The 26,626-nt window shown below is 59.1% G+C and carries 21 protein-coding genes; 9 read left to right on the top strand and 12 right to left on the bottom strand.

Annotation, left to right across the window (positions count from 1 at the left end; all coding sequences use genetic code 11):
• Positions 1–89: 89 nt before the first annotated feature.
• The 4 genes from AU465_RS03425 to AU465_RS03440 form a co-directional block, all read right to left on the bottom strand.
• Positions 90–1,208, bottom strand: a complete 1,119-nt coding sequence (locus AU465_RS03425) for a glycosyltransferase (RefSeq protein WP_192244045.1) — start codon at positions 1,206–1,208, stop codon at positions 90–92.
• Complete coding sequence (locus AU465_RS03430) at positions 1,205–2,329, bottom strand: glycosyltransferase family 4 protein (RefSeq protein ID WP_192244047.1); 1,125 nt, start codon at positions 2,327–2,329, stop codon at positions 1,205–1,207. The genes AU465_RS03425 and AU465_RS03430 overlap by 4 nt, the downstream gene beginning before the upstream one ends.
• A 181-nt stretch (positions 2,330–2,510) precedes the next feature.
• A complete protein-coding gene (locus tag AU465_RS03435; protein WP_192244049.1) occupies positions 2,511–4,979 on the bottom strand; it encodes a glycosyltransferase in 2,469 nt (822 codons plus the stop codon).
• Positions 4,980–5,146: 167 nt separating this feature from the next.
• Complete coding sequence (locus AU465_RS03440) at positions 5,147–6,214, bottom strand: FkbM family methyltransferase (protein ID WP_192244051.1); 1,068 nt, start codon at positions 6,212–6,214, stop codon at positions 5,147–5,149.
• Between the two features lie 584 nt (positions 6,215–6,798).
• Between AU465_RS03440 and AU465_RS03445 the strand changes: the two genes are divergently transcribed.
• On the top strand, positions 6,799–8,349 hold the full coding sequence (locus AU465_RS03445) for a glycosyltransferase (protein ID WP_192244054.1): 1,551 nt from the start codon (positions 6,799–6,801) through the stop codon (positions 8,347–8,349).
• Positions 8,350–8,358: 9 nt separating this feature from the next.
• Here AU465_RS03445 and AU465_RS03450 read toward each other — a convergent pair whose 3' ends face one another.
• From AU465_RS03450 to AU465_RS03460, 3 genes are all read right to left on the bottom strand, one after another.
• On the bottom strand, positions 8,359–8,967 hold the full coding sequence (locus AU465_RS03450) for a hypothetical protein (protein ID WP_192244055.1): 609 nt from the start codon (positions 8,965–8,967) through the stop codon (positions 8,359–8,361).
• A gap of 337 nt (positions 8,968–9,304) precedes the next feature.
• Entirely contained in the window at positions 9,305–10,045 is a 741-nt protein-coding gene (locus AU465_RS03455; RefSeq protein ID WP_192244057.1) for an ABC transporter ATP-binding protein, read from the bottom strand.
• A 6-nt stretch (positions 10,046–10,051) separates the two neighbouring features.
• The gene (locus AU465_RS03460) at positions 10,052–10,861 is read right to left on the bottom strand and encodes an ABC transporter permease (protein ID WP_192244059.1); all 810 of its coding nucleotides are present in this window, start codon (positions 10,859–10,861) and stop codon (positions 10,052–10,054) included.
• A gap of 266 nt (positions 10,862–11,127) precedes the next feature.
• Between AU465_RS03460 and AU465_RS03465 the strand changes: the two genes are divergently transcribed.
• Both AU465_RS03465 and AU465_RS03470 read left to right on the top strand, forming a co-directional pair.
• Positions 11,128–11,919, top strand: a complete 792-nt coding sequence (locus tag AU465_RS03465) for a sulfotransferase family 2 domain-containing protein (RefSeq protein ID WP_192244061.1) — start codon at positions 11,128–11,130, stop codon at positions 11,917–11,919.
• Between the two features lie 140 nt (positions 11,920–12,059).
• Entirely contained in the window at positions 12,060–13,022 is a 963-nt protein-coding gene (locus AU465_RS03470; RefSeq protein ID WP_192244063.1) for an FkbM family methyltransferase, read from the top strand.
• Positions 13,023–13,080: 58 nt separating this feature from the next.
• Here the strand turns inward: AU465_RS03470 and AU465_RS03475 are convergent, their stop codons facing one another.
• The 5 genes from AU465_RS03475 to AU465_RS03495 form a co-directional block, all read right to left on the bottom strand.
• Positions 13,081–14,466: a class I SAM-dependent methyltransferase gene (locus AU465_RS03475; RefSeq protein WP_246505836.1), complete on the bottom strand. Its 1,386-nt coding sequence runs from the start codon at positions 14,464–14,466 to the stop codon at positions 13,081–13,083.
• The gene (locus AU465_RS03480) at positions 14,360–15,334 is read right to left on the bottom strand and encodes an NAD-dependent epimerase/dehydratase family protein (protein ID WP_246505837.1); all 975 of its coding nucleotides are present in this window, start codon (positions 15,332–15,334) and stop codon (positions 14,360–14,362) included. Before AU465_RS03480 ends, AU465_RS03475 begins: the two co-directional genes overlap by 107 nt.
• Positions 15,335–15,355: 21 nt before the next feature.
• Positions 15,356–16,348: a GDP-mannose 4,6-dehydratase gene (gene gmd, locus AU465_RS03485; protein WP_192244066.1), complete on the bottom strand. Its 993-nt coding sequence runs from the start codon at positions 16,346–16,348 to the stop codon at positions 15,356–15,358.
• Between the two features lie 81 nt (positions 16,349–16,429).
• A complete protein-coding gene (locus tag AU465_RS03490) occupies positions 16,430–17,845 on the bottom strand; it encodes a mannose-1-phosphate guanylyltransferase/mannose-6-phosphate isomerase (RefSeq protein WP_192244068.1) in 1,416 nt (471 codons plus the stop codon).
• Positions 17,846–17,855: 10 nt separating this feature from the next.
• Positions 17,856–19,277: a phosphomannomutase gene (locus tag AU465_RS03495; protein ID WP_192244170.1), complete on the bottom strand. Its 1,422-nt coding sequence runs from the start codon at positions 19,275–19,277 to the stop codon at positions 17,856–17,858.
• A 623-nt stretch (positions 19,278–19,900) separates the two neighbouring features.
• On the opposite strand from AU465_RS03495, the gene rfbF reads away from it, so the two are divergent.
• The 6 genes from rfbF (at position 19,901) to AU465_RS03525 (ending at position 26,623) form a co-directional block, all read left to right on the top strand.
• Complete coding sequence (gene rfbF, locus AU465_RS03500; protein WP_192244070.1) at positions 19,901–20,668, top strand: glucose-1-phosphate cytidylyltransferase; 768 nt, start codon at positions 19,901–19,903, stop codon at positions 20,666–20,668.
• Positions 20,668–21,747 (top strand): CDP-glucose 4,6-dehydratase, encoded by a 1,080-nt coding sequence (gene rfbG / locus AU465_RS03505; RefSeq protein ID WP_192244072.1) that lies wholly within the window; start codon positions 20,668–20,670, stop codon positions 21,745–21,747. Before rfbF ends, rfbG begins: the two co-directional genes overlap by 1 nt.
• Positions 21,744–22,307 (top strand): dTDP-4-dehydrorhamnose 3,5-epimerase family protein, encoded by a 564-nt coding sequence (locus tag AU465_RS03510; protein WP_192244074.1) that lies wholly within the window; start codon positions 21,744–21,746, stop codon positions 22,305–22,307. The genes rfbG and AU465_RS03510 overlap by 4 nt, the downstream gene beginning before the upstream one ends.
• Positions 22,304–23,530 (top strand): class I SAM-dependent methyltransferase, encoded by a 1,227-nt coding sequence (locus AU465_RS03515; protein WP_192244076.1) that lies wholly within the window; start codon positions 22,304–22,306, stop codon positions 23,528–23,530. The genes AU465_RS03510 and AU465_RS03515 overlap by 4 nt, the downstream gene beginning before the upstream one ends.
• Complete coding sequence (locus AU465_RS03520; protein ID WP_192244078.1) at positions 23,530–24,420, top strand: NAD-dependent epimerase/dehydratase family protein; 891 nt, start codon at positions 23,530–23,532, stop codon at positions 24,418–24,420. The genes AU465_RS03515 and AU465_RS03520 overlap by 1 nt, the downstream gene beginning before the upstream one ends.
• A gap of 166 nt (positions 24,421–24,586) precedes the next feature.
• Positions 24,587–26,623, top strand: coding sequence for a UDP-N-acetylglucosamine 4,6-dehydratase (locus AU465_RS03525; protein WP_192244080.1), 2,037 nt, complete (start codon positions 24,587–24,589; stop codon positions 26,621–26,623).
• The last annotated feature ends 3 nt before the right edge of the window (positions 26,624–26,626 follow it).

A 26,626-nucleotide genomic window follows, 5' to 3' on the forward strand; every position in this document is an offset into this window, starting at 1 on the left:
TCCGCCGGCTTTTTTGTGCGACCACCCATGTTGCGCCGAGGCGACGGCGGAATGGGCGGCCGTTGCGTTGAGGTCAGAAGCCCGCCCCTTCAGCGCCGACGGCGGTCGAGGTGATGGTAAAGCTCGGCGTAAGATCTGCCCATCCGGTCGGCAGTGAAAAGACGAGCGTAGCGATCACGCGCGGCCCGGCCCCATTTCGCCACGTCGTCCGGCGAATCGATGAACCGGTTGATGGCTTCGGCAAGCCTTGCCGGGTCCGAAGGCGGAACGACCAGCCCGGTCTTGCCGGCTTCGTTGACGTAGCTTGTTCCCGTTCCGAGTTCGCACGAGATCATCGGCTTGCCGCACATAGCTGCCTCTACCAGCGAAAGCCCGTAGGCTTCAGACCTCTGGTTCGAGGGGAAAACGAAGCCGAGGCAGTTGTGGAGCAGCGCCATCTTGCGCTGCTCGGCGACCTCGCCGAGGAAGATGACATTGTCGCAGCGCAACCTCTTGGCCTGAAGCCTGAGCTGGCCTTCGATAGGCCCGGACCCGGCGATGACGATCTTGCAGCGAACCTGGCCGGCAGCCTGGATCAGCACGTCCAGCCCCTTGTAGTAGCGCAGGACACCCACGAACAGCACGAAGGGTTCTGCAACCGCTGACCGGCACCAGGCGTGGTCGGCTTCGCTCGGCGCGGGATATGCGCCTTCATCGATGCCGATGGGAATGACCTTCGCCTTGGCCTCGAAGGCCTTGAGCACCGGGCTCGATCTCAGATAGTCCGGCGATGTCGCCACGACCGTATCGACATCCTGGAAGAACCGCATCATCAGAGGCCTGTAGAAGGGCACGATCAGCCGCTGCTTGACGATATCGGAGTGGTAGGTGACGACGCTCGGTTTGCCGTGCCGGGCATGAAAATGCACGATGTCCATGAACGGCCAGGGAAAATGGTAGTGGATCAGGTCGGCTTTCCAGGCGAGCGCGCCGAATTGCCGAAAGGCCTCGCGTGAAAAACCGGTCGAGGCCAGCTCGAAATCCAGTCTGGCTTTCCGCGCCATGTGGCCGTCGATGCGTTGGCTGCTTTCTTCCGGCGTGCGGCTCAACGAAAGCACTTCGGTTTCAATGCCATGTCGCGCGGTGCTTTGAGCAATGGCGTGTATCGTCCGCTCCACCCCGCCGAAGGAATCTGGCCAGTACGTCTTGAAGAAGTGCAGGACTTTCAAACGCCGCTCTTTCGTCTTTGCCGGATGGCCTGTTCAAAGATTTGCAGCATGCCTTTGGCATGGTCTTCCCAGGTGAAGCGCTGGGCATTCCGGCGTGCCGCGGCAGCAAGCCTTTCGCGCAATTCGGCATCGGCGCAGAGCCGGTCGAACGCATGGGCGATCGCCGCCGGGTCCCTCGGGTCGACAAGGATCGCGCCGTCTCCGGCGACTTCCGGCATGGATGAGGTTTTCGACGTCAGCACAGCCTTGCCGAACGACTGTGCCTCGACGATTGGAAAGCCGAAACCCTCGTAGAGCGACGGCATGGCGAGAAACAGGCAGTTCGCATAGAGCGTGGCGAGCACGCCGTCGTCGACGAAGCCGGTGAACCTGACATTGGTTTCGAGCCCGCCGTCACGCACCTCGTCGGCCAGTCCCGTCTGCTTCCAGCCCCTGCCGCCGACGATGACCAGGTCGCAGCGCGACCGCGTCTCCGGAGGCAGCAGGCCGTAAGCCTTTATCAGGCTGCGAAGGTTCTTTCTGGGCTCCAGCGTGCCGACGAAGAGCGCGTAGGGCCGGGTGATGCCCAGGGCTTCCAGGCTCGAAAGACCGAGCGGGGCCGGCAGGGCCGTCGTGCCCGGCGCAACCGTCCTGACCGGCGCTTTCAGCCAGGGGAACTCGGCCGCCAGCGCCGCCGCCATGGCCGTCGAATCGGCCACCACGCGATCGGCGGCCTTCAATGCGGGCCTCATCATCAGGCGGTCGCCCATCCATGTGCGGGTTCGCATGGTCTGGGCCGCGTGCAGCCAGACGAGGTCATGGATGGTGACGACCCGTCCGATGCGATTGTCGAGCAGGAAGGGCAGGCGGTGCGATGGCCCCCAGAAAATGTCCAGCCCGTCGCGCCGCGCTTGGCTGGGAAGCACCGTCTGGCCCCAGACCATGCGCGACACCGCGCCATTGAATCCGCCGGTGCGGATAGAAACGCCGTCCGGCATATCGTAGCCCGCCCAGATCCTGCCTGGAGCATAGACAAACACCTTGGTGCCGAGCGCCGTCAGCGCCTTGATCGAATTGTGGACGAACCTGCCGATCCCATCGGTGGCTGATCCCAGATTCCTGCCATCGATTCCGACTTTCAATGGTTTCTCCGGAAATGAGCTGGATGACCGACCAGGAATGCCATAGGGGCTGAAAGATCGAATAGGCTGGCTTGCAGCGCTGGCGCATCACCGGCTCCAAGGCACCTAACCGCTTGGCTTTGCTCATGCAAGGCTACGGTGAATCAAATCAGCGGTTGGCCCGTCTGTGTACGGAACTAGTCTAGCGCCTGAACAGTTCAGACAATCCGTACTTGAAGGTCTCATAGGCAAATTTCTGGGCCGAAAGGTCCTTGGCATCTTTCTGCTGGGCTACCGCTGCGGCACGATCTTCGAGGATCGACATCACTCGGTCCGCAAATCCCTCGCAGTCGCCAACATTAACCAGGCCCAAGGATGCAGAAGCGTCCCCTAATTCCAAAGTAATGAGTGGGATATTCGTTGCGACCACTGGCACGTCCAAGTGTAGTGCCTCAGTTATCTGAGTTGGGAAGTTTCCCTCCATTTCAGATGTGAACAGCAGGCACAGGGAGTTCCTGTACAAATATCCAAGTTCTGCGTCCGTCAGTTCCGAAAGCGAAACCAGATACTCTTCTGCTCCGGCCGCCGATTTGCCCTTTAACTGCGTAGTCAAAAGGCCGACAAGTTGATCCTTACTTCCCGCCCCCTTCAGCCGCTCGTTGACGATCGCAACGGTCTTTGCGAAATCAGCCAGCCGTTTGGAGGGTCGGTCTCTTGTGGGATAAAACACATAGTACTTTGGCAACGCTCCTAGCCGACCAGGCGATACTGCACCTCGGGAGTTGTCATTCAGGAATGGCAAGGGGACGTGGACGATGTCTTCTGCTCGCGCGGCCAACGTGGTCTTAGGTAGATAAGACGCCGTGAACGCGGAGTTTGTCAGAATGCGGCGCGCCTTGGCGACCATCTTTCGGCCGATCACTGCGGATTGCCGCGTGGCGCCCATCTCCACCGATCCTTTGTAAAAATGGGGCATGTAGTCAGGAAGATACAGAACGACGTTCTTGTTTCTTAAGTGAGCAAGCTCGGGGAACATGTAGTAGTGCGAGATGAGAACATGATCGATGTTCGCATCTGCATTTATCAGATCAACGTATTTGGCGCGCGGTATGGTGCCGCTCGCAATTTTTGCATTCTCGAGCTGTTGTTCTGCCTTGCGCAAGGCCTTGAAAGCTGCGACCGCCGCTGTTGACGCCAGTGCGCGCGGCAACCTCTTGAAATTTCTTGTCCGAAAAAGCGTCTTGAGATGATCGATGTTGGCCGAGAACGGGCGCATCGACGCAATCCGGCGAAGGCGCCCGATCGCCTTCATGGCATCGCCACCGTCGAGAACTTCTTCTTCAACCACCATGATCCTCAGAAGCCCGGCGGCTGACTTGAGGAAGCCATGAATGCGACCGACGTCTTCCCTGCGGCTTGTGACGACGATCTTGAAGCCAAGGTCAGCCAGGGCGCGGATGATTTGGCGAATAACCCGCGCGATTCCCTCCGCACAATGGTATTCGCCATTATGCCGAACCACCAGCGGCCCAAAACCATGGAAGGCTACAAGAACGGTTTCGGCTGCTGGCGCCTCTATCTTTACTGTTGGTGTATAAATTAATTCAGGCGCTCGGTTCGCCCCCGCATCGCCAAGCGCTTTTGTTATGGCTTCGTCGAATATGGGCCACACATATTCCGGCTGATACAGTTTCCGGACCTCGGCCTGGCTTTCGATGAGTTCGTGCGAGAGGGCACGGTCACCCTTCCGCAACTGCTCCGACCGCTTCACCAAATCTTCAATGCTATTGGCTCTACCAGGTGCCATCGCGGGGAAATACCGGCAAAGCAAAGACCCCTTTTGAAACAGCACAGGACCGCCAAGCGTCATGAACTCTATCGGCGGCAGATAGCAAACGGTCGGCTCTTCATAATGGTAGGCAAAGCCGCGCATCTGAGCGAATAGTCTGAGGAAGTCGGAGCGCTCGGCTGTGCCTATCACCTGCTCGTCGTCGACGGGTACGTTCTGCGCGCCGAAAATCCTGTAACCCTTAGCGGGAAAATAGTGCTTCAAGTGGCGGTAATTGTTTGTGTAGTAAGGAATGTCTGCAGCCCTCGGGCAGAGCAATCCCAGTTCCGGCACCGACGCCTCGATATCCCACGTATCTCGTAGATCGACGACGTCCTGCGTGAGGCAGTAGGGAACGATCATCATGCGTGATCGCAGCCAATCGTCCTCTATATCGATCACCTTTTCCGAGTGCGGCAAGAACCAAAAGTCGTTCCGCTCTGTCACAAGCGGCAGAGCTCCCAAATTGGTCAGTTCATCCGACAGACTGTAGGGCTGGCCATACGTGCGATAGATGACGCGCCCATGATACGCTTTCAGGAAATGTGTCAGCCAGAGCGTGTTGATCGTGACGATGGCAGCATCGAAGTATGCATTCAGAACGTCCGCTACTTCCAGCGGAATCTCATCATAAAAGAAGTTGGTCCTTGCCAGGATATCCAGAGCCTCTTTCGGCAAACTGGAGTCTGGCGGGACCCAATCGTAGACGGCGGATTGGTCGTAGATATCGCTCAGATAAGGCGGATTGAACACCTCGTAACCGAGGGCCCTCAGGTGAGGAAGTTCGGTCTGCGAGAGCACTTTGTGCATGCCCAGCCAGAAAATTCGCTTCTTCTTGATCATCCGCTACCGACTCTCCGAGAGGTGTCTGGTATTGCAGTGCAATATCGATTGTCAAATGCGAGTTCTCTGCGCTCAGGAGCGATGCATGAACAGAAAAATACAGCACAATCCAGACATCGGGTTCGTCCACGGTGTCGCCCAAAATGGAGAAAGCCGCGGATTCCAGTTCAGCATCGTGCGAATCGCCTAACGGCGCGGATCGAAGCTCGCATCGGCTCGGTGATACGCCACGAGGTTGAAGCATAAATCGCAGCAAGCCGGGCTTCTAGCGCCTGCTTGACGCCTTGTTCCTCTGCTAGACGCAACTCCATCGCGGCTCTTTCGCTTTGCACACGGGACGCGAGGTCGGCTCTTGCGGTTTGCGCTTCGGCGAGGCTCGTTTCCAACCCGGCTCTGACGCCTTGCTCTTCGGCAAGGCGTATTTCCAACGCCGCTCTGGCACTTTGTTCGTCGGCGAGACGGGCTTCTAACGATGCTTTGGCACTGCTCTCCTCCAGAACCTTTTGGCGAAGCGCACTTATTTCGAGGTTAATATTGCGACAAAGCCAAGAAGTTGGACTGATTGCAAAGCCATCGAAATAATTCGGACCGATGTCAAATCTTGACTTTAGTTCTTGATGCGAAACACTTAGATAAAATCGGTTTAGGCCATCGAAATAGACAAATTCGTAACCAAGCGCGAGGATGTCTTGCTCCCAGATCTCATGGTTTTGTTCACGCGAATTTGGTTTCGTGCTCTCAATGACAACGATCCACGGCCGAGCTTCTGACGGAGGCCAGCTTTTTATTACCTGGAGTTCCATACCCTCGACATCGATTTTCATCCAGTGGATATCGCGATCGCCAAGGAGATCCAGAATTGCCGAAAGCGGTCGGGAGGAGACCGATACCTGCCTGACCTTAAATCCTTCGTTCTCGTGCTTTCTGGCGATTCCTTCATCGCCAGTACTCATGCCGGTGTTGGGGATTTCAAAGAAGGTGATTTCGCCCACTTCCCGGGCGATCGCCGTCTGGATCACCTCTTCGTCAGGCCGTGCCGCACGGAGCTTTTCGGCGTAATCGGCACTCGGCTCGACATGAAGGCCCCGCCAGCCTCGCTCATAAAAGGCACGGCTCACGGAATCGACTACCGGATCTTGTGCGCCGATGTCGATGTAGAACCCATGCTCGACATGCCTAAGCGCGCGCCAGAGAATAACGTCTTCAAAATTTTGGGCGTAAGACGTGATTGGCATCGCTTACAACCTCTTCGGGTTTATTCTTGTTTCAAATCATAAGCCGTCAATCGAAGTAGACCAGAAGGACTTTGTCGGCAGACCCGCCCATCCCCACGCGGTCGTGATCTATCCACAGAATGTGGCTGTGATTTTTCTGCAATAGGTCGCGCGAATAGTGGCATCTTTTGAACGTCTCCACGGTTTTTGCGCGTAGCTGATCATTGCGGTTGCAGCGTGTCCGTGCGTTGCTTGGGTCCCATTGAGCTTCTCCCTATTTGACGCGGACCGACGAAGCGCCGTTATCCCGATGAGTTCATTCTCTGTCCTAGGTGAGGTCGTTTGACGGCGAAATCCTCGACCGCAATATGCCGGTATGCCGTTGCTGGCAACCGCCAGCGCGACGATTGCAACGGATGAGCCTCGATCGGAGTCAGATCGGCGTCGTCGTGCAGCGGGACGAGATCACCTAAAAATGGCGTAGGCACTTTGTCGAGGAACTCGGCGACCTGGACAAGGTCGATAAGCTATAGAGTTAATCGTGGCGTCGTGCGATTCGGACCGCCCAGCTGCGGACAGTTCACCGTAGGGAGCCCTGCCGATCCATGATCATCGAACCGCCGCTGACAGTCCTCATCGCCAACATCTATCTGACGGGGCGTTCGGGAACCGAAGTCGTCACCCGGGAAGTCGCTTTTGCCCTCCGGCGCGCCGGGCATAGGCCGATCGTCTATGCCGCCGGATTGGGCCCGATCGCGCAAGAGATTCAGGCCCGTGGCATACCGGTCACCGACGACATCTCGACCATCGCCGCGGATGTCGACATTATCCACGGCAACCACAATCAGGTCACCGCCATTGCCGCGGCCCGCTTTCCGAATGCCCCGGCGCTCTATTTCGCGCATGATTTCACCGCCTGGCACAGCGCGCCGCCGTTTCTCGCCAATATCTGGAAATACGTTGCCGTCGACGACACGGTCGCCGAGCGGCTGCAGTTTGAAGCCGGTATTCCGGCAGACCGTATCGTCACGCTGCTCAATGCCATCGATACCGATCGTTTTGCGCTTGGGCCGCCGCTGCCAGAGCGTCCACGCCGGGCACTGGCTTTCGCCAAGAACGTGCAGCATCTCCATGCCGTGCGCACCGCCTGCGAGCGGCACGACATCACGCTGGACGTGGCGGGAGGCATCGTGGGCGACCTCGTGAACGAGCCCGAGCTTCTGCTGCCGCAATATGACCTTCTCTTCACATCCGCCCTCAGTGCCCTTGAAGCCATGGCATGCGGGCGCGCTGTCGTTGTTTGCGACGGCCGTGGCCTTGCCGGAATGGCTCGCTCCGACAATTGGGATGCGTGGCGGCGACGCAATTTCGGATTGGGGGTGTTGCAACGGCGCCTGTCACCGGACGCGATCTCGGCCGAGATCGATCGCTATGATGCCATCGACGCTGCGGAGGTAACGAGGAAGACGCGCCAGGAGGCGGAGATGGCGCGATGGTTGGACGCTTGCCTGTCGCTGTATGACGAAGCGATCAGGCAACATAGGGCCGCGCCCCCGATCGCGCGCGACCTGAATCTCTCGCTGGCGCGCCATATGCAGACCTGGCTGCCAAAACCTGAACCGATATGGCCCTGGATGACGGAGCGTGAGGAGCTTTTGGCGCGGTTGGCGCAGCCGATCGAACCTATCCCGATCGAGCTAAAGTCAGTGAAGCTGGACGAGCCGGTGTCGTTGGCGCAGGCTGACGATCCGGAAAGCTTCGTGCGCCTGACGGGGTTCTCCGCGATCGAGCAGTGGGGAGTCTGGACCGTCGGCGATCTGGCAACCGTCGAATGCACTTTGCCTGTCGAGGCTGCGCCCACTTCACTCAGGCTGAGCGTGGTACCATTTCTTTACCGGCGTCGCTCGAAAGTCGCCGTGGAGCTTTTCGTGAACGGGATGAAAGCCGAACGACGGCTTTTCCGGCCGACTGTCCGCGGGGCGCCGCTTTTTGTGCCACAAGACTGGCTGATGACGCTGCCGGGCGAAGTTGTGCCTGGCTCGAGCCTCACTATCGGTTTTCGGATCGAGAACCCCGCGAGCCCTGTGCAGCTAGGCCTGTCGAGCGACGACCGGCGGCTTGGTCTGGGGCTGTGCCAGATCGAGCTCAAACAATGACATGCGGGATTAATTAGCCAATTGCCGGGCGATCGGCTCAACATGATCCTTGAAGCGCAGCACGGTCTTGTAATAGCCGCTTTTTACCCGCTCCTCGCCCCAACGCTCATAGGCTGGCGGTTGCTCGCAGCATTTTGAAATATCCAAAAAATAGTTCACCGGCGTGAGGTGCTCCACGCCGAAGCTGACAAGGCCGTGCGCCGCGCGCAGCCGGTCGGCCTCCTCGGTCAATTCCGGATAGTTGTCGACGGCCTTCAACTTGCGCTCGAACGCGCCGGCGTCGAGATCAAGCTTTATTCCTTCTTGCATCGTCGTCTCGCGCCTGAGTTCGACAGCCTCAAGCGGAAATTCGAGATTGGGGAGGTCGCGCCCATTTCGGTCGCGCAACCTTCCCAGCGCCGCGTTGACCAGCAGCCGGCAGACATCGTGTCCTGGATTGAATCCCTCGACCGCGTCGGCGGCGACATAATCGACCTCCTCGCCGGCAAAAATTGCGGTGATTTCGTCGGCAAGCGCCCTAAACGTCTCTATTTCGCCGGCCAGAACGGCCCGGTAAAGCTCGCGGTCCGACATCTTGCCGAAGAAATTCGCAGCTGGGGACGCGCCCGCGTCGGCCACAACCTCAGCGGTGCGGTCAAGCCGGCCGACGCCGAGATGGCCCGAGCCGTCGGTCAGAACCAGAACCAGCGGCCTGGCGTTTTCCATCCAATGATGGACTCGCAATTCATGCCCTGGATGGGCAACGACCAGCGCCGCCTTTTGGCCCTGCCACCAACCTTGCTCGCTGCTAACCATGAATGCACCTCGCACCGGTTAGTGAATGCATCGACAGCCGAACCTCGATCGGGCCGACCTCGATGCTTGCTTTGTTGCGATTCGTTTGTGGCCTTGGAGTCCCAAGGCGTTCCCCCCGTCCAACCTTAGCCGAAATCGTCCGGCGTCAGTCGGAAAATTCTCAACCAAAGTAGGCTGGAAGGACCTCGTTTGTAGGCCCGTCCATCCGCACACGACCGTGCTCCATCCACAAAATACGGTTGCAATTTCGCTGCAGCAATTCACGCGAATGGCTGGCAAGGACCAGTATCTTGGTCGTATCGACGATCTCGCGCAGCCGCTTGTCAGCCTTATGCTTGAAATCCTCATCACCGGTGGAAAGCCATTCGTCCATGACGAGTATTTCCGGCCGGATAGCCGTAGAGGTCGAGAACGCCAGGCGCAACTGCATACCCGACGAATAGGTTCGGAACGGCATATCGAGGAAGTCACCCAGTCCAGTAAACTCGGCGATCCCGTCGAATTGTTCCCGCAATTGTTCTGGCCGCATGCCCATCATAGCCGCACGGAGCTTGATGTTTTCGCGGCCTGTTGCTTCCGGGTCGATGCCCAGCGAGATGTTTATGAGCGAGACGCATTCGCCGTGAATCACCGCGGATCCGCTTGTCGGCCGATATATGCCTGACAGCACGCGCAACAGCGTGGTCTTGCCGGCGCCGTTGTGGCCAACGAGGCCGATCCGGTCCCCTTCCTTCAAGGAAAGGCTGACATTCTCGAGTCCGCGTACGATGACATGCCCGTCCCCCCGACGGTCGATCGCGCCTCCGGTTGCAACACTAAGGACCCGGTTCTTGAGAGAACGGCTTGCCGCGTTGAACACTGGAAATTCGACCGAGACGCCGGTCAAAGTGATTGAAGCCATTGAATTTCAAAGCCAATAGGGAACGCGGTGGCGGTAGCGACTGAACAGGAGTAGCGCGACCACCCAGCCAACGACGGCGAACGCAATGCATGCCACCCAGCTGGTTGTGGACGGCAATTCGCCTAGAAGCGGTTCCCGCACCACGCCGATGAGGTGGTAGAAAGGGTTAAGGTCAAGCAAGAGCCGCGAAATGCCTTCGGGAAGCGTGCGCGGCATCCACATCACTGGAGTCAGGTACATGATAACCTGCAGGAGGTTCTGCATCACTTGCGTCATGTCGCGATAACGGGCGCACAGCACGCCCAGAATGAGCATGATCCAAAGCAAGTTGAGCGACAAAATGACAAAGCCGGGCACCGCCAGTACCACGTACCATGTCGGTATGCGCCCGACAGCCAACAGGACGACTGGGTATATGAGAATATTGTGGCCAAGAATGATTGCGTTGCGATAGAGCGTCCGCAATACGTGGGTGAACAGCGGCATGCGCACCTGGAGGATGATGCCCTCGGCGCCAATAAAGGCGGTGCACCCCTCGTTGATCGAGGACGCGATGAAACTCCAGAAAATCAAGCTGACGCAGATATAGGGAAGAAACTCCTGCATCGGCGAGCGGAAAAGCGTGCCGAAGACGAAACCGAGCGCACCGATCAGGACACCCATATTGATAGTCAGCCAAAACACTCCGACCCGCGAGCGGCGATACCGCTGAGCTACGTCCTGCCAACTGAACGTTGTCGCGAGGTGATGCTTTTCGAGCGCATCGCCTATGTCGGCGAATGCTTCTGCTACAAAGCCTGTTTTAGTCGGCAGCATATTTCCCGATCGTGTGCGTTCTGCCCAGGCCCCGACTGTGCGTGACAGGCGATACATTATTGGCTTGGGGACATCAAGTTTGATGAGCCGTCTTTTCCAGCTGAATTGCGCAAAGCGTGCTACCTACGGCGAATAGCGCTCCGAATTACCAGCGAGACTTTCTCGTGAGATTTGCCGTGGCAGATTGCAAGTATCGCCTGTCTCCAAGATTACCACCAGCGTTGACCGGTAACCGACAGCAGGCAGAACGTGGAAGGAAGAATACGGTGGCGTCTCGCATCGCGCAGTTGAGGAACTGGCTTGAAAAGCGAGCGCCCACACAGGACTGTCCGATCTACTTCCAGCACATCCCCAAAACAGCCGGTGTTTCGGTCAGGACGTGGCTGCACTCCTACTACGGCGACCGCCTCTGTCCCGCCTGGCTCGCGGACGATTTGGTGAGACTAGCGCCGGAACTGCTTCGCGACTACAAGGCTTTCGCTGGACACTTTCACAGCTATCTCGAGCCGTATCTCGGCCGCAATCTCGTGACGGTCACCGTCCTACGAGAGCCGGTGGCCAGGACGCGTTCGCATTGGCATCATGTTCGTCGCGCGCCCGAGCATCCCCATCATCTTAGAGTCACGGGCCAGACGTTTACCGACTTTGTGATGGACGACCTGAATCGGGTAATGATCGAAGATTACCAGGCTCGGTATCTCATGAAGCTACCGCTCAGCCTGGAGGTGGTAGCGCATCGCCACACCCGGACCGACGCCACACTGTCCGCCCTCTCTGAGGCACTGGAGCAAACGTCTCTGCCTCTTTGTAAACCTGAGTTGTTAGAGGGCGCTACATTGGCCCTCAAACGTATGGCTGCCATCGGAGTTACCGAGCGCCTTCATGATTTCCTTGTCCGAGTTGCCAAGGTTGCAAATATCCCCCTACCTGCGGCGAAGGCGGTACCATATACAAACGCCACCGAACAGAACCACGCCGGGGAACTCTCACCGGAATCACTTCGGAGGCTGCGAGATCTCACGCGAATTGACCAGGAACTCTATGAAGCAGCCATTTGATCTCCCATGTCGATCATTATTCACAATGCGGACGCAGCGTTGAGCCGCTGACTCCATCCCAGACCAGCCCTGGAAGCACCCGAGAATTCCTGGCCGGATGGATCAAATCCGCCGCCTTGGTTCCAGTCGAGGAGAAATGCGTGAGCGCCCTTACACCCGAAGAGTTCATCACAGCTTTGTACCGTTGCTGCCTTGGCAGGGAACCGGATCCTGAGGGGCTGGCAAGCTGGTCTGCCCAGATTGCGCAACACGGCGATCCGACTGCGGTGCTCGCGGGCATCATGGCGAGCGATGAGTTCCGCATCAGGACGACCACGAACAGCGGCATCGAGGCGCGTTGCGGTGCAATTGCCAACGATGCGCGGCGCGCTCTTGGCAGACCTCTGCGGATTGTCGATGTCGGCGCTCAACTCCTCGGTCCGGGGTCCAACCCGTACGATCCCTTGGCGTCTTATCCGCCTCTCGACATTATTGGCTTCGACCCGCTCGAGGAACGCCTTGCCGAGCGTGCAGAGGCCGAGGGACAGGAAAGCATCACGCTGCTTCCTTATGCCATTGGCGACGGCGAGAGTCATACCCTTTACATCAATAACGACGATGCAACCTCATCGCTATATCCACTAAACTCGACGTTCAATGCTTCCTTTAATCACCTCTGCGAACTTCACACCGTCGGTACGCAAACCGTGGAAACAAAACGCCTTGATGACGTCCTCCCGCCGGGAGTCGTGGACTTCCTCAAGCTCGATGTGCAGGGTGCGGAACTGATGGTCTTGAAGTCGGCGCGGCAGACTCTGGAGCGGACAGCCGTCGTGCATTGTGAGGCCGAATTCGCTCCGATCTACGCCGGCCAACCGCTATACCCGGAAGTGCAGCAGTTCCTCAACAAATGCGGATTCGAGCTGATCGACCTGCTCGTTTCCGCCCGCTACCGCTACCTGACGGAGAATAATGGGACGGCCCAGGACCGGTTGCTTTGGGCAGATGCCGTGTTCTTTCGCGCGACCGACGACCCCGACACGCTACACGCGCAGTCACTAATCGCCGCCGCAGTGTATGGCAAGCCGACGCTTGCCGCACACCTGCTGCGCTCTTCCGGCTAGTGCTCCTTCCAAAGACGGTAAGTTGCACACCGTCCCGCCGACCGGACAGGTTGAATAGCTATATTATCTCTATCTCCGGGAACGGGAAGATGAACTTTCCGCCGTCTGCCAGATATTCTCGCTCCCGGCGCAGGATGCCGTCCTTGAAATGCCAGGGCAGGACCAGAAAATAATCCGGTTTCATCGCTCTCGCTTCCGCTTCCGAGATGATCGGAATGTGCGTTCCGGGGGTCATGCGTCCGAATTTTTCCTGGTTGACCTCGGCGATGGCGGGGATCTCGGCCGAGGTGAAGTTGCAGAATTGCAGGACGACATTGCCCTTGGTCGAAGCGCCGTAGCCCAGCACCTTCTTGCCATCGGCGACGAGTGTCCGAATGAGGCGCGACAGGTCGTCCTTGTGCCGGAACACGCGCTCCTCGAAGTCACGGAACGGCCGCGGTGTGGACAGCCCCATGCGGTCTTCCTGTTCCAGCAGCCAATTGATGACCGCGTGGTCCGCTTTGAGACTCTTGTTGCCCTTGTGGGCGGCGGTGACCGCGAAACTGCCGCCGTTGATATTATTCATGACGACGTTGACGATCTCGAGGCCGGCCGCCTCCAGGATCTTCGCGACGACTCCGAGAGAATAATATTCGATGTGCTCGTGGCAGATCGTGTCATAGGAGTTGAGGCGAAGCATGGACGGCATGTAGCTCTGCTCGAAATGCCAGATACCATCTTCGGCAAGCACCTCGGCCACCTGGCGCGCAAACGCGATGGGATCTTCAAGATCATAAAACATCGCGATGGATGTCACGATTTTCGCCCGCTTTGCCGAGACGCCACGATAGGCTTCGGCCGAGAAAAAGTCCGGCACCAGCTTCACATCGTCCGGATAATACTCTGCAAACTTCCTGCCGGTCGGATCGATGCCGATTCGCGTCAGTCCTGCGGTCGAATAGGCGTTCAGCGTCGTACAGTCGTTGCTACCAATATCCAGAACGACGTCACCGCCGCGCGGTGAGGCAAGCCTCTCCAGGAAGCGAACCTTGTGCGTCAAATGATCGACCATCGACTGGTTGAGACCCGAGCGATAGCCGTAGTTGTCGCCGTACATTTCGCTCGGCTCATAGGAATGTCTGAGCTGCAAAAGCCCGCTGGACGGGGACCAGACCAATTCGAGCGGCCCTTTGGTAACGGGTTCAGAGGCTGACTTCGGAAACACACCTGTCAGTGCCTGCTCGCCGAGATTGAGCACTGAGACGAGATCCTTGCCCTTGCCGACACGGCAGGCCTCGATCGCGTGATAGCTTACCTCGTTCATGGATTCCGTACTCTCAAGTTGTTGATGGGAGGGTTTAAGCCAGGGCCACCCTTGCGCGGCAATCTTCCAGAACCGCAGCGAGGGTGTCCTCGAAGGGATGCTTGGGCGTCCAGCCAAGTTGCGTACGGGCGCGGGTCGCATCGCCCACAATACGCGGCAGGTCGCTCGGCCGCAGGCGCATGGAGTCCTGTTCGGTGACGATCTTGACGCTGCTTTGCGCCAGGAGCCGTTCCAAAATATCTCCCATCCGCCACGATATGCCGGATGCTACATTGAAAATCGTGTTTGGCTTCAGATCGGCGCTGTTCAATACTACGCGCGCATAGGCGCTGGCGACGTCGCGCGCGTCCAGAAAATCCCGCTCCGCATCGAGATTGCCGACGCGAATGACCGGAGGAGCCAGACCTGCTTCAATCCGTGCGATCTGCATGGCAAAGGCCGGCACAGCGAATGATTCCGTTTGCCCGGGCCCGGTGTGATTGAAGGGGCGCAGCCGAATGCATTTAAGGCCATGACGCGAGAGCGCCCCTAACGCGAGATCGGCCGCCGCCTTGGTGACCGCGTAGTCGTCGACAGGTGCAAGCAACGCGCTCTCGTCCAGCGGCAGGCCCGCCTTTGCACTTTCACCGTATACCAGGCCCGATCCTACGTGGAGCAGCCAACACTCCGGTGCCTTCTCGAGGATGGCGTGGGCCACGTTGAGCGCGCCCTGCACATGGATGCGCCATGTATTTTGAGGGTCGGCCTGGGCGGCGCCAAGGGCTGCGACGGCAGCCAAATGGACTACGTGCGTGGGCCTATGGCGGGCGATTGCCTCCAGGACGGCGACTTTGTCGGTCACGTCCAGCGCATCGATTTGACCGAACACCCGATGCGGCCCGCCATCCTTGGAGGTTGCAACAACGGCAATGTCGCGGCTACAGACACGGTGCAGCGCCTCGGAAACATAGGGGCCGACGAACCCGCTTGCCCCGGTCATCAGGATGCGATGGGTCAACGTATCAGCCATAACGCAATCGCGGCTTTCTGCTCAAGACTGGCGTCCGACGGGATTGCTGTGACGTTCGAGATCGGCATCCACCATTTCATGAATCATCTCTTCCAGCGAGATCGTTGCCTCCCAACCGAGCTTCTTTTTTGCCTTCGCGGGGTTTCCGAGCAGGATTTCGACTTCCGCCGGCCTGAACAATTGCGGATCGATGACAAGGTGGTCGTCGATGTTGAGCCCGACATGGTCGAACGCGATCCGGCACATGTCGCGCACGGTCGTCGTCCTGCCCGTCGCCACCACGTAGTCATCCGGCTCCTCCTGCTGCAGCATCAGCCACATGGCGCGCACATAGTCCTTGGAGTGACCCCAATCGCGCTTGGCATCGATGTTTCCGAGCCGCAATTCGCTGGCCAGCCCTTTCTTGATGCGCGCGACCGCATCGGTGACCTTGCGGGTCACGAATTCAATGCCTCGAAGCGGTGACTCGTGGTTGAACAGGATGCCGCTCGAGGCATGCAGCCCGAAGCTCTCGCGGTAGTTGATGGTTATCCAGTGGCCGTAGAGCTTCGCCACCGCATAAGGGGAACGGGGATGGAAAGGCGTGGTCTCCGATTGCATGGGTTCCTGGATCAGGCCGTACATTTCAGACGACGAGGCCTGGTAGAAACGGGCCTCCGGCGATTCCAGGCGGAGCGCCTCGAGAACATTTGTCACGCCTATGCCGGTGACGTTCCCCGTCAGGATCGGCTGCTGCCAGGATGATTTGACGAAGGACTGGGCGGCAAGGTTGTAGACCTCGGCCGGCCTCACGTCGCGAATGGTTCGGGCGAGACCCGACAAATCCGTCAGATTTCCGTCGACGATCCGGACGTCTTTCTCGATGCCCAGCCACTTCAGGCGCGTGGTGTTCACGTCGGCGGTGCTGGATCGCCTGGCGAGCCCGTGGACCTCGTAGCCCTTGGAGAGCAGGAGTTCTGCCAGGTAGGCGCCGTCTTGCCCGGTGATGCCGGTTATCAAAGCTGTCTTTGTCATCAATGTTCTCGGTGTGTCTGATGCTCCCCCAAGCCCCAGTGTTTAATGGTTGCCCGCCCCAGCCCGCGAGCCTGTGAATCGTCAGGTGCGTCCGTATACGTCGTCGAAGCGCACGATGTCATCCTCGCCGAGATACTCGCCGCTTTGAACTTCGATCATCACCAGGCCGATATTGCCGGGATTCTCGAGCCGATGCTTGTGGCCGCACGGGATATAGGTGGATTGATTGGTGGTCAGTAGCAGCTCCTGGTCCCCGTTCACTATCTTCGCGGTGCCGCTGACCACTACCCAATGCTCCGAGCGATGGTAGTGCATCTGCAGGCTCAACCGCCCGCCGGGCTTCACCTCGATGCGCTTGATCTTGAAGCGTTCGCCTTCCTCCAGCACCGTATAGGTGCCCCACGGCCGGTGCACCGTGCTGTGAAGCAAATGCGCTTCGTGTCCCGAAGCCTTGAGCCCCTCGAAGAGTCTCTTGACGTCCTGGACGCGATCACGGGACGCAACGAGCAGCGCATCGGGGGAATCGACAATCACCAGGTCGCTGACGCCAACCGTGCCGATGACCCGTTTGTCCGAGCTTATGTAGCTGTCGGCGGTATCAATCACATGGACATCGCCGCGGATCCTGTTCCCTCTCTCGTCGGGAGGTATAAGTTCGGCCATTGCGTTCCAGGAACCGATGTCGTTCCACCCCATCTCGCAAGGAACGACGGCGAGATTATGCGCTTTTTCCATCACCGCCCGGTCGAGCGAGACGCGCGGAGCCAGGGCGAAATGCTTGGCCGAGAGCTCGATGTTGGCAAAGCGCTCGCCATCAATGATTGCGGCATTCTCGTAGCTGCCGAGAACGGCATCGACCACCTCCGGGCAATGCAGGCCCATCTCATCGAGCATGATCTGCGCCTTGAAGCAGAAGATGCCGGCGTTCCAGAAGAAACGTTTGGAGGCGACATAGGATTTGGCGGTCTCGACGTCCGGCTTCTCGACGAAACGGAGGACTTTTTCGCCGTCGGCCTCGATATAGCCGAACGCCGTGTCCGGCCTGTCCGGATTTATGCCCAGGGTTGCGATGCGCCCCTGCCGCGCATGTTCGATTGCCCGGCTGATGGCGCTTCGAAAGGCCGGCAAGTCGCCGATCATGTGGTCCGCGGGAAAAATGCACAGGATCGCAGCCGGGCCTTGTGTTGCCTTGGCGTGGATCGTCGCCGCGGCGACAGCGGCGGCCGTGTCACGGCCCTCCGGCTCGAGCAGGAAGGTGCGCGGCAGCACGACGGAATCCAGCTCGTCGAAGTCGTCTTTCGTGAGGAAGAGGTGGTTCTTGGAAGTTACGGTGACGAGCTCGGCGACCCCGTCTATCGAAGCCGCTCTCAACACGGTGTGCTGGATCAGCGAATGCCCGTCAGCCACCTTGAGGAAAGGCTTGGGGTGCGATTGCCTGGAGGCAGGCCACAGCCGCGAGCCAGCGCCGCCGCTGATGATGACAGGAACCACTTTCATCAAATGTCCTCTATCTCGTCTGTGACGCGAATGCCTGCGCCCGTTTCAGCACCGAGGCGACGATCGCCGTGGCTCTGCTCTCGGTCGAAGCTTCCGAGTAGCAGCGCAGTTCCGGGGCATTGCCGGAAGGCCGCAGATGTATGATCTCACCTGCGAGCGTCCGCACCCTGAGGCCGTCGGTTTCGTCGACTTCGGCGACGGTCCCGAACGGGGCGAGAAATTGCTGCAGCGCGTCCCGATCGGCGAGATTGTCCATCAATCTGCTTGAACTTTCCGCGGGGAAGTCCTGCAGCCGGTCACTCGCGCATACCGGAAGCTTCCAGAGCTCGCGCAGTTGCGACAGCTTCGTTTTTGTCGACGCCACCGTGCCGAGGACAGCCAGGATCGGGAGAAGCGAGTCCCGCGTCGGCAGTGCGGCCAATGTCTTTCCGTTCACCGTACAATCCGAGCCCACCAGAACGCCGCCATTGGCCTCAAAGCCGAGGACAACGCCGCCGGCGGTGTACGATGCCTCCATGCCTTCGATGACAAATGGAGATCCGACCTTCGTCCTCCGAACCTCGAAACCAAAGGCTTTCGAAATGCCCGAGTTTGACGTTACCGGAGTCACGACCGTATCCGCCTTCAGGAACAGAGCCGTGGCAAGCCCGATCAGGTCGCCGCGGAAAACATCGCCATTCTCGTCTGCCACAAGAGGGCGATCGGCGTCCGCATCGGTCGACACGATGGCGTCGAGGTCGAATTCGCGGACCCAGCCTTTCAACCTTGCAATCGTGTCGGGGTCCACCGCTTCGGTATCGACAGGCACGAAGGTTCCGGTTTTCCCAACGGCAACCACGCTGGCGCCGAACGATTGAAGAACTTCCAGCAAAAGTTCTGCTGCAACCGAACTGTGCTGGTAGACGCCAAGTCTCATGCCGGAAAGAGAGTTCGCCTCAAGCAAATTATTGGCGCGCTCCCGATAAGCGGCAACGGCTTGGTTATGGCGAATGGGCCAGTTCGTTCCTAGAGGGATCGGCGGCGAGCCACGCACATTTAGCCTTTCGGTGACATATTGCGTTATCGCGGCCTCGTCCGCCTTGTTGATTTCACCGTCACGGCCGTAAAACTTGATGCCGTTGCGGTCAGCAGGAATATGCGACCCCGTCACCATGAGAGCCGCTGCGCCGTGGTTCCGGGCGTAGAGGGCGAGGGCGGGCGTCGGAATGACGCCGCAGTCGATCGGCTGAAATCCACTTGCGGCCAGTGCCGTCATGCAGCCGTTGGCGATAGTGGGGCTGCTCTCGCGCAAGTCACGACCGACGAAGATCGGACTATTCGGCTGAACCCCGCTGGAAACCAAGCGCCAGGCAAAGGCTTCAGTGTAAAGTTCGCTGGCTCTGCCGACCAATTCCGAAGCCAAACCTCGAACGCCGCTTGACCCGAATCTCATCATTCCGCTTCTGCTGGTGGAAAGGAAGGCCGGTAATATTGCAGTGGGTTTCGCTGTCAACCTCAAAAATTGCGCAATCTTCGTCCTTCCTCTTTCACGCGAACTACCATTTCGTTGCTTGCTTTGCTGAACGAGGGCGCTCGCCCGACGGGAATTCCCGACGCCTTGCCGATTGCGGCCCGAGTACCATGAGAATTTTAGAAGCCTCTTATGAAATTCGGTCAAAATCTTTCCCAAAAAACCTCTGGCGGTCCTCCAACTCCGCGCTAATGCGATGACCGGGTGACGGGGTTGGGGATTTGCAATCCAGAGTAGTGTCAGACGATGGTCGATCCGGCGCCGTTCTGGTAGTAATATTCCTGCGCCTGGAGTTCAGTACTACCCAATGACCGCATACGTAGAAGCCGTATCGGGGATCCGACCGAAGATGCGGCGCGCCGTTCATGAAAGCGACTGTCCGAGGTTCTGTCCGTGAACCTGCCTATCGTCCCGTGGTGCAGCATCCGTTCCCGGATGGCAACGCATATTGTCCATCGAGGATGTCGCCAACGGCAGCCTGGAAACTGGGACCAGCAGACTAGGCACCTTCGAGCGATATTTTTTTCCGATGCATGGAGCTTGTGATGAAAGCGGTGATACTCGCCGGCGGACTCGGCACCCGATTGGCGGAAGAGACGTCCATTCGCCCGAAGCCGCTTGTTGAAATCGGCGGCCGGCCGATCCTTTGGCATATTATGAAGTGCTATTCGGCGCACGGAATAAATGAGTTCATAGTTTGCTGCGGCTACAAGGGGTATATGATCAAGGAGTATTTCGCCAATTACTTCCTTCATATGTGCGACGTGACATTTGACATCCCTAACAATCAAATGACTACGCATCAGAGTCGCGCGGAGGATTGGAAGGTCACGCTTATCGACACCGGCGATGAAACCATGACCGGGGGGCGCCTTCGGCGCGTGCGGCAATTCATAGGCGAAGAGACGTTCTGTTTCACCTATGGCGACGGCGTTGGCGACGTCGACATCACCGCAACTGTCGAGTTTCATCGTCGTCACGGCAAGCTGGCGACGCTTACCGCGGCGGCGCCGCCTGGCCGATTTGGGGCGCTGAATCTGGATGGCCACGACGTGCGGTCATTTCAGGAAAAGCCGAAGGCAGATGGTGGGGTGATCAACGCCGGTTTCTTTGTGTTGGAGCCGCAAGTCATCGATCGTATCTCCGGCGATGCCACGGTTTGGGAGCGGGAGCCGCTTGAGACCCTTGCTTCGGACGGCCAGCTGGCTGCCTGGCGCCACGAAGGCTTCTGGCAACCCATGGACACCTTGCGTGATCGCAATCAGCTCGAGGCTTTGTGGGCGAGCGGGAAAGCGCCATGGCGGGTGTGGTAATGACCGCCGACGCAAAACCCAGCGCCGACTTCTGGTTCGGCAAGCGTGTCCTTGTAACAGGCCATACCGGTTTCAAGGGCGGTTGGATTTGCATGTGGCTTTCGGCAATGGGCGCGAAGGTCACGGGCCTTTCGTTGGACCCATCCGGCGATCCGTCGCTCTACGGCGTCGCTGGAGTGAGCAGGTTTCTTGAAGCAGACCTGCGCTGCGACATCCGCGACGCTGCCAAGCTGCGTGAGGCTGTTTTGTCCGCGGCGCCCGAGATCGTGCTGCACCTGGCGGCTCAACCGCTTGTGCGCCTCTCCTATGCCGATCCGCTTGCAACCTATGCAACGAACGTGATGGGCACGGCGCATCTCCTGGAGGCTGTGCGACACGCATCGTCGGTCAGGGTGGTCGTCAATGTCACGACAGACAAATGCTACGAGAACCGCGAATGGGTTTGGGCTTATCGCGAGGACGAAGCGATGGGGGGCCATGACCCGTATTCGAGCAGCAAGGGCTGTTCCGAACTCGTGACCGCAGCATATCGCCGTTCGTTCCTCGCGGCCGCGGGCGTGGGCGTCGCGTCTGCCCGCGCGGGCAACGTCATAGGCGGCGGCGATTGGTCGGCCGACAGATTGGTGCCGGACTTCCTGCGGGCCATCGACCGAAATGAAAAGCTCGTCATCCGTTCGCCGGAAGCAACGCGGCCATGGCAACACGTGCTCGAACCGTTGTCGGGCTATCTGTTGATCGCCGAAGCGTTGTGGCGCGACGGCGTCGGCTTCGCGGAAGGCTGGAATTTCGGGCCTGACGAGGATGATGCCAAGCCGGTGCGGTGGATCGTCGAGACGCTGCAGGCTTTGCGCCCGCAGATACGCTGGGAGATTTTCGACGGCGAGCGTCCGCATGAGGCGAATATGCTGGCATTGTCGAGTTCGAAGGCACGCGCCAGATTGAACTGGCGGCCGCGCTGGAGGCTCCGTCGCGCGCTGGAAGAAACGGTTCGATGGCACGAGTCCTGGGCGCGCGGCGAGGACATGGCTGAATTGTGCCGGGAGCAGATCCGCGGCTATCTGGATACCACAGTTTCATGAGCGCGCGGCTGTCGGTTGAGCAAACGCCCCTTGCCGGGCTCCTGGTGATCAGGCGCAATGTGCTAAGCGACCACCGCGGCTACCTGGAACGCTTGTTCTGCAGCTCGGAACTCGCCCCATTCCTCGACGGCCGCAAGATTGCCCAGATCAATCACACGCTGACAAGGAACGCCGGCGCAGCCCGCGGCATGCACTTTCAGCGCCAGCCCTTTCAAGAGACCAAGATTGTGTCTTGCTTGCGCGGAGAGGTCTTTGATGTTGCCGTTGATCTTCGTAAGGGCTCCGCCACGTTTGGCAAATGGTATGGCACTGCTTTAAGCGCCGACAATCACAGCAGCCTTTACATCCCTGAAGGCTTCGCTCATGGCTTCCAGACGCTCTGCAGTGATTGCGAGATGCTTTATTTTCACACGGCTTCCTATTCCGCCGAGGCGGAGGGCGCCGTCAACATGCTCGATCCGGCGTTCGGGATCGAATGGCCGATGGCCATCACCGAGCGATCTGCTCGAGACGAATCCCATCCTTTCATCACAAGCGCATTCGAAGGCCTGGAAATATGATTTGTAGACACTGCCGAGCGCCGGTAACGGAGAGCTTCGTTGACCTGGGCAGCGCGCCCCCTTCGAATGCATATCTGACGGCAGAGGCGATGCGCGGTCCTGAAAAATGGTTTCCGCTTCGCGTTCTCGTCTGCACCCAGTGCTGGCTGGTTCAGACGGAGGATTTTGCCAGGTTTGACGAATTGTTTGACCATGAGTATGCGTATTTTTCCAGCTTTTCGGCCTCATGGCTCAGGCATTCCAAACGCTATTGCGAGGCGATGACCGAGCGGTTCGGCCTCGATGCCGCCAGCCACGTGGTAGAAGTGGCGGCCAATGACGGCTATCTGCTGCAATATTTCAAAGCAGCCGGAATTCCGTGCCTGGGCATCGAACCGACCGAAAGCACCGCCAGGGCAGCCCGCGAAAAGGGGATTGAGATCGTCCAGTCGTTTTTCGGTGAGGCGCTTGGCGAGAAACTGATGACCGAGGGCCGGGGCGCTGACCTCACGGCTGCGAACAACGTGCTCGCCCATGTGCCGGACATCAATGATTTCGTGAAGGGGTTTGCAAGCATTCTGAAGCCGGATGGCGTTTCCACCTTCGAATTTCCTTCCCTGCTCAATCTGCGTGATCTGGTCCAGTTCGACACGATCTACCATGAGCATTTCTCTTATCTGTCCTTGACCGCCGTGAACCAGATATTCGATGCGAACGGTCTGTCGGTCTTCGACGTCGAGGAATTGCCGACCCACGGCGGCAGTCTTCGTGTGTTCGCGCAGAGGAAAGACACCGGGTCGCGCGAGAAAAATGCCTCCGTTGCAGCGATGCTGGAACGTGAGGCATCGGCAGGCCTGTCTTCCCGTGAAGGCTATGCGGGCTTCCAGCGAAGAACCGATGAGGCAAAGAATGCGCTCGTTTCGTTTTTGCTGGCGGCGCGCAACGACGGTAAAAAGGTGGTTGCCTACGGTGCCGCCGCGAAGGGCAACACGTTCCTCAACTATGCCGGTGTCCGCCCGGATCTGATAAGCGTTGTGGTGGACCTCAATCCTGCCAAACAGGGGAAGTTCATGCCTGGAAGCCGAATTCCGATAGCCGGCGAGGAAAAGATCCGCGACGAGAAGCCGGACTATATCATTATCCTTCCATGGAACCTGTCTGAAGAGATTGCCGCCCAACTCGCATACGCTCGCGAATGGGGCGCCAGCTTTGTGACGTCCATACCCGAACTCAAGGTATTCTGATGCGCGTAGCGGTGACGGGCGCGACGGGCTTCATTGGACGCCATGTCCTGGCCGAACTGCGCCGGCGGGGTCATGAAACGACAGTCTGCGTGCGCAACGCGTCACGTCTGCCGGATCAATTCCTGCATATGGGAACGGATGTCCGGGAGATCGCCATAGGCGACGGCGACGAGCCGGACTGGCCGGACCTCGGTTCGCCGGATGTACTTATCCACCTCGCATGGGGCGGATTGCCGAACTATCATTCGCTTCACCATTTTGAGAAAGAGCTCCCTGCGCAATATTCATTCCTTGCTCGACTTTTAAAAACTGGATTGCCTACGCTGGCTGTAACAGGCACGTGCTTTGAGTATGGTATGCAATCCGGAGCTCTCGGCGAGGATCACGTATGCCTGCCAAGCAATTGCTATGGATTTTCCAAGAACGCCTTGCATAAGCAGTTGCAATTTCTTTCTAAGAAACATGAATTCAATCTTGTTTGGGCAAGGCTGTTTTACTTGTATGGCGACGGGCAGTCCTCCAACTCGCTTCTTTCTCATTTGCGTCAAGCGGTAACGGAAGGAAGAGAAGTCTTCGACATGTCGGGAGGAGAGCAGTTGCGCGACTATCTGCCGGTAACGAGTGTTGCGGAGTTTCTTACTACACTTGCCACTCTGGGGCAGGATATTGGCGCAATCAACATCTGCTCGGGAAAACCTGTCTCGGTGCGTAGGCTGGTCGAGACTTGGATTCGTGAAAATGGCTGGAAGATAGAACTCAACCTTGGCCATTATCCGTACCCGGACTACGAGCCGCTGGCCTTCTGGGGGAAGACGGACAAGCTCTCGGCGATCATTTCCACAGTCGGAGGGCCGCCAGGTGACGCGCGGGCGCCCCACTCCAGTCTTTAACGACATCACGCGCCAAAAAACCTCTGGCGATGTCCCCAACTCCGCGCTAATGCGATAACGGGTGACGGGGTTGGGGATTGCAATCTGGAGTGGCGGTGGACGACGATGGTCGATCCGGCGTCGTTCTGGTAGTCATATTCCCACGCCTGGAGTTCAGTACTACCCAATGACCGCGTACGCAGAAGCCGTATCGGGTATCCGACCGAAGATGCGGCGGGCCATCATCATGGTCCAGGACCTTGTCATGGTCCTGGTCTCGGTGGCGCTCAGTCTCACCCTGTCGCAGTCGCGGCTTTCCTTCGACGCGTTCTCTTCTGGCGGGCTTGCCTGCTGGGCGGCCATCGTGCTCGCCGCCCATGTGCTGTTTCGCTATAGCGGCCTCTACAACACCGTATGGCGCTTTGCCTCCACGCCCGACTTCTTCAACATCCTCAAGGGCTGCGGCAGCCTGACGGTGGTCCTCTATTTGGCCGCGGTTGCCTTCCGCTCCTTTTTTCAGCCGGTCGCCGGCCTCAACGAACGCCAGTTCATCGTCTTCTTTCTGGTTTCCTTCACCATCATTTCGGCGCCCAGGCTTTACTACCGCTTCCTCCGCGACGGCGCGTCCTGGCGCATCCTGCGCCGCGCGTCCAGCGACGAGCCGATCAAGCAGGCGCTGTTCATCGGCCGGCTGAGCGAGGCCGACGTGATCGTCCGCTTCACCCGCACGGCCGTGCCGGCCGAATATGCCATCGCCGGCATCATGGCGACCGAGAGCGACGCGCCGCTCGGCACCCAGATCCAGGGCGTTCCGGTCGTGGCGCTCAGGCCGCGCCTGGTCGAGGTGCTGGAAGAATATGTCAACGGCACGGAAAACCTCGATCTCCTGATCTTCGGCAAGGGGGTCGAGCGCGAGATCGAGGATTATGCCGAGCTGGTGCGCGTCGCCCGCCACAGCGGCATCGCCGTCGTCCAGTTTTCCGGCCTTTCGGAACTGGGGCAGGGCGGCAAGCTGGTTCTCGATGCCGTCGAGATGGAAACCATCATGCGCCGTTCGGCAGTCGCCACCGACACGGCGCGCATCGCCGCCTTCGTCGGCGGCAAGCGCGTGCTGGTCACCGGCGGCGCCGGCTCCATCGGCCGTGTCCTGGTCAAGCGCGCGCTGGAGCTCGGCGCCGAAGCGGTGCTGGTGGCCGACAATTCCGAGTTCGGCATTTTCCAGCTCGATCAGCTGATCGACGAAAAAGACCGCGACCGGCTGACCAGCCGCATCGTCGACGTCACCGACCGGCCGCACATGATGCGCCTCGTCGGCGAGTTCAAACCCGCGATCATCTTTCACGCCGCGGCGCTGAAGCACGTGCCGCTCTTGGAAGAGAACTGGGAAGCGGCGATCGAGACGAATGTCTTCGGCACGCTCGCCTGTGCCGAGGTCGCCGCCGAATGCGGGGTGCCGCAGTTCCTGCTGATTTCCAGCGACAAGGCCGTCGACCCGACTTCGGTGCTCGGCGTCACCAAGCGGGCGGCCGAGCAGATCGTCTCCTCGCTGCATGAAACAAACGCCGCGCCGTCGCTTATCCATGCCGGCGGACTGAACGGCCATCAGGCCGGCGCCCCAGGCGTGCATCGTCCCGGCACCAAATTCATCGCCGTGCGGTTCGGCAATGTCTTCGGCTCCAATGGCTCGGTGGCAACCGTCTTCCAGGCGCAGATCGAGGCCGGCGGGCCGGTCACCATCACCGACCGGCGCATGACCCGCTATTTCATGACGGTGGCCGAAGCGGTCGACCTCGTCATCATGTCGGCCGCCGATGCCGAGCAGCGCCAGGGCAGCGACGACTACGCCATCTACATGCTCGATATGGGCAAGCCCGTGCCGATCCTCGAAGTCGCCGAAACCATGATCCGCATGGCCGGCAAAAGCCCCTATACCGACATTCCGATCCGCTTCACCGGCATCAGACCGGGCGAAAAGTTGCACGAGACGCTGCATGGCGAGAATGAAGAGGTCGTCAAGCTCGACATCGCCAAGCTCTTCGGCCTCAGGAGCGATGTCGTGGAATGGCCGAGGATCGAGGCCGCGCTGCCGGCGCTGGCGGCCGCGATGCACGATCGGGACAAGGCAGCCGCGCTTGCCATCCTGGCGGGGCTCTACCGGGCGGAGCAAAGCACTGGCGGCGCGCCCGAGCAGACGGCGCCGAAAACGGTCGGACAGATCGGCTAACAC

The sequence above is a fragment of the Mesorhizobium silamurunense genome, from assembly GCF_014843905.1.
Classification (GTDB): domain Bacteria; phylum Pseudomonadota; class Alphaproteobacteria; order Rhizobiales; family Rhizobiaceae; genus Mesorhizobium; species Mesorhizobium silamurunense.

What these genes read in the sequence shown, in the direction of transcription:
- AU465_RS03440 (WP_192244051.1), bottom strand. Translation starts at nt 6,214, where the DNA reads ATGCCAATCACGTCTTACGCCCAAAATTTTGAAGACGTTATTCTCTGG.
- AU465_RS03460 (WP_192244059.1), bottom strand. Translation starts at nt 10,861, where the DNA reads ATGCTGCCGACTAAAACAGGCTTTGTAGCAGAAGCATTCGCCGACATA.
- AU465_RS03475 (WP_246505836.1), bottom strand. Translation starts at nt 14,466, where the DNA reads ATGCGACCCGCGCCCGTACGCAACTTGGCTGGACGCCCAAGCATCCCT.
- gmd (WP_192244066.1), bottom strand. Translation starts at nt 16,348, where the DNA reads ATGACAAAGACAGCTTTGATAACCGGCATCACCGGGCAAGACGGCGCC.
- AU465_RS03510 (WP_192244074.1), top strand. Translation starts at nt 21,744, where the DNA reads ATGAGCGCGCGGCTGTCGGTTGAGCAAACGCCCCTTGCCGGGCTCCTG.
- AU465_RS03455 (WP_192244057.1), bottom strand. Translation starts at nt 10,045, where the DNA reads ATGGCTTCAATCACTTTGACCGGCGTCTCGGTCGAATTTCCAGTGTTC.
- AU465_RS03480 (WP_246505837.1), bottom strand. Translation starts at nt 15,334, where the DNA reads ATGGCTGATACGTTGACCCATCGCATCCTGATGACCGGGGCAAGCGGG.
- AU465_RS03495 (WP_192244170.1), bottom strand. Translation starts at nt 19,277, where the DNA reads ATGAGATTCGGGTCAAGCGGCGTTCGAGGTTTGGCTTCGGAATTGGTC.
- AU465_RS03515 (WP_192244076.1), top strand. Translation starts at nt 22,304, where the DNA reads ATGATTTGTAGACACTGCCGAGCGCCGGTAACGGAGAGCTTCGTTGAC.
- AU465_RS03520 (WP_192244078.1), top strand. Translation starts at nt 23,530, where the DNA reads ATGCGCGTAGCGGTGACGGGCGCGACGGGCTTCATTGGACGCCATGTC.
- rfbF (WP_192244070.1), top strand. Translation starts at nt 19,901, where the DNA reads ATGAAAGCGGTGATACTCGCCGGCGGACTCGGCACCCGATTGGCGGAA.
- AU465_RS03490 (WP_192244068.1), bottom strand. Translation starts at nt 17,845, where the DNA reads ATGAAAGTGGTTCCTGTCATCATCAGCGGCGGCGCTGGCTCGCGGCTG.
- AU465_RS03525 (WP_192244080.1), top strand. Translation starts at nt 24,587, where the DNA reads ATGACCGCGTACGCAGAAGCCGTATCGGGTATCCGACCGAAGATGCGG.
- AU465_RS03445 (WP_192244054.1), top strand. Translation starts at nt 6,799, where the DNA reads ATGATCATCGAACCGCCGCTGACAGTCCTCATCGCCAACATCTATCTG.
- AU465_RS03435 (WP_192244049.1), bottom strand. Translation starts at nt 4,979, where the DNA reads ATGATCAAGAAGAAGCGAATTTTCTGGCTGGGCATGCACAAAGTGCTC.
- rfbG (WP_192244072.1), top strand. Translation starts at nt 20,668, where the DNA reads ATGACCGCCGACGCAAAACCCAGCGCCGACTTCTGGTTCGGCAAGCGT.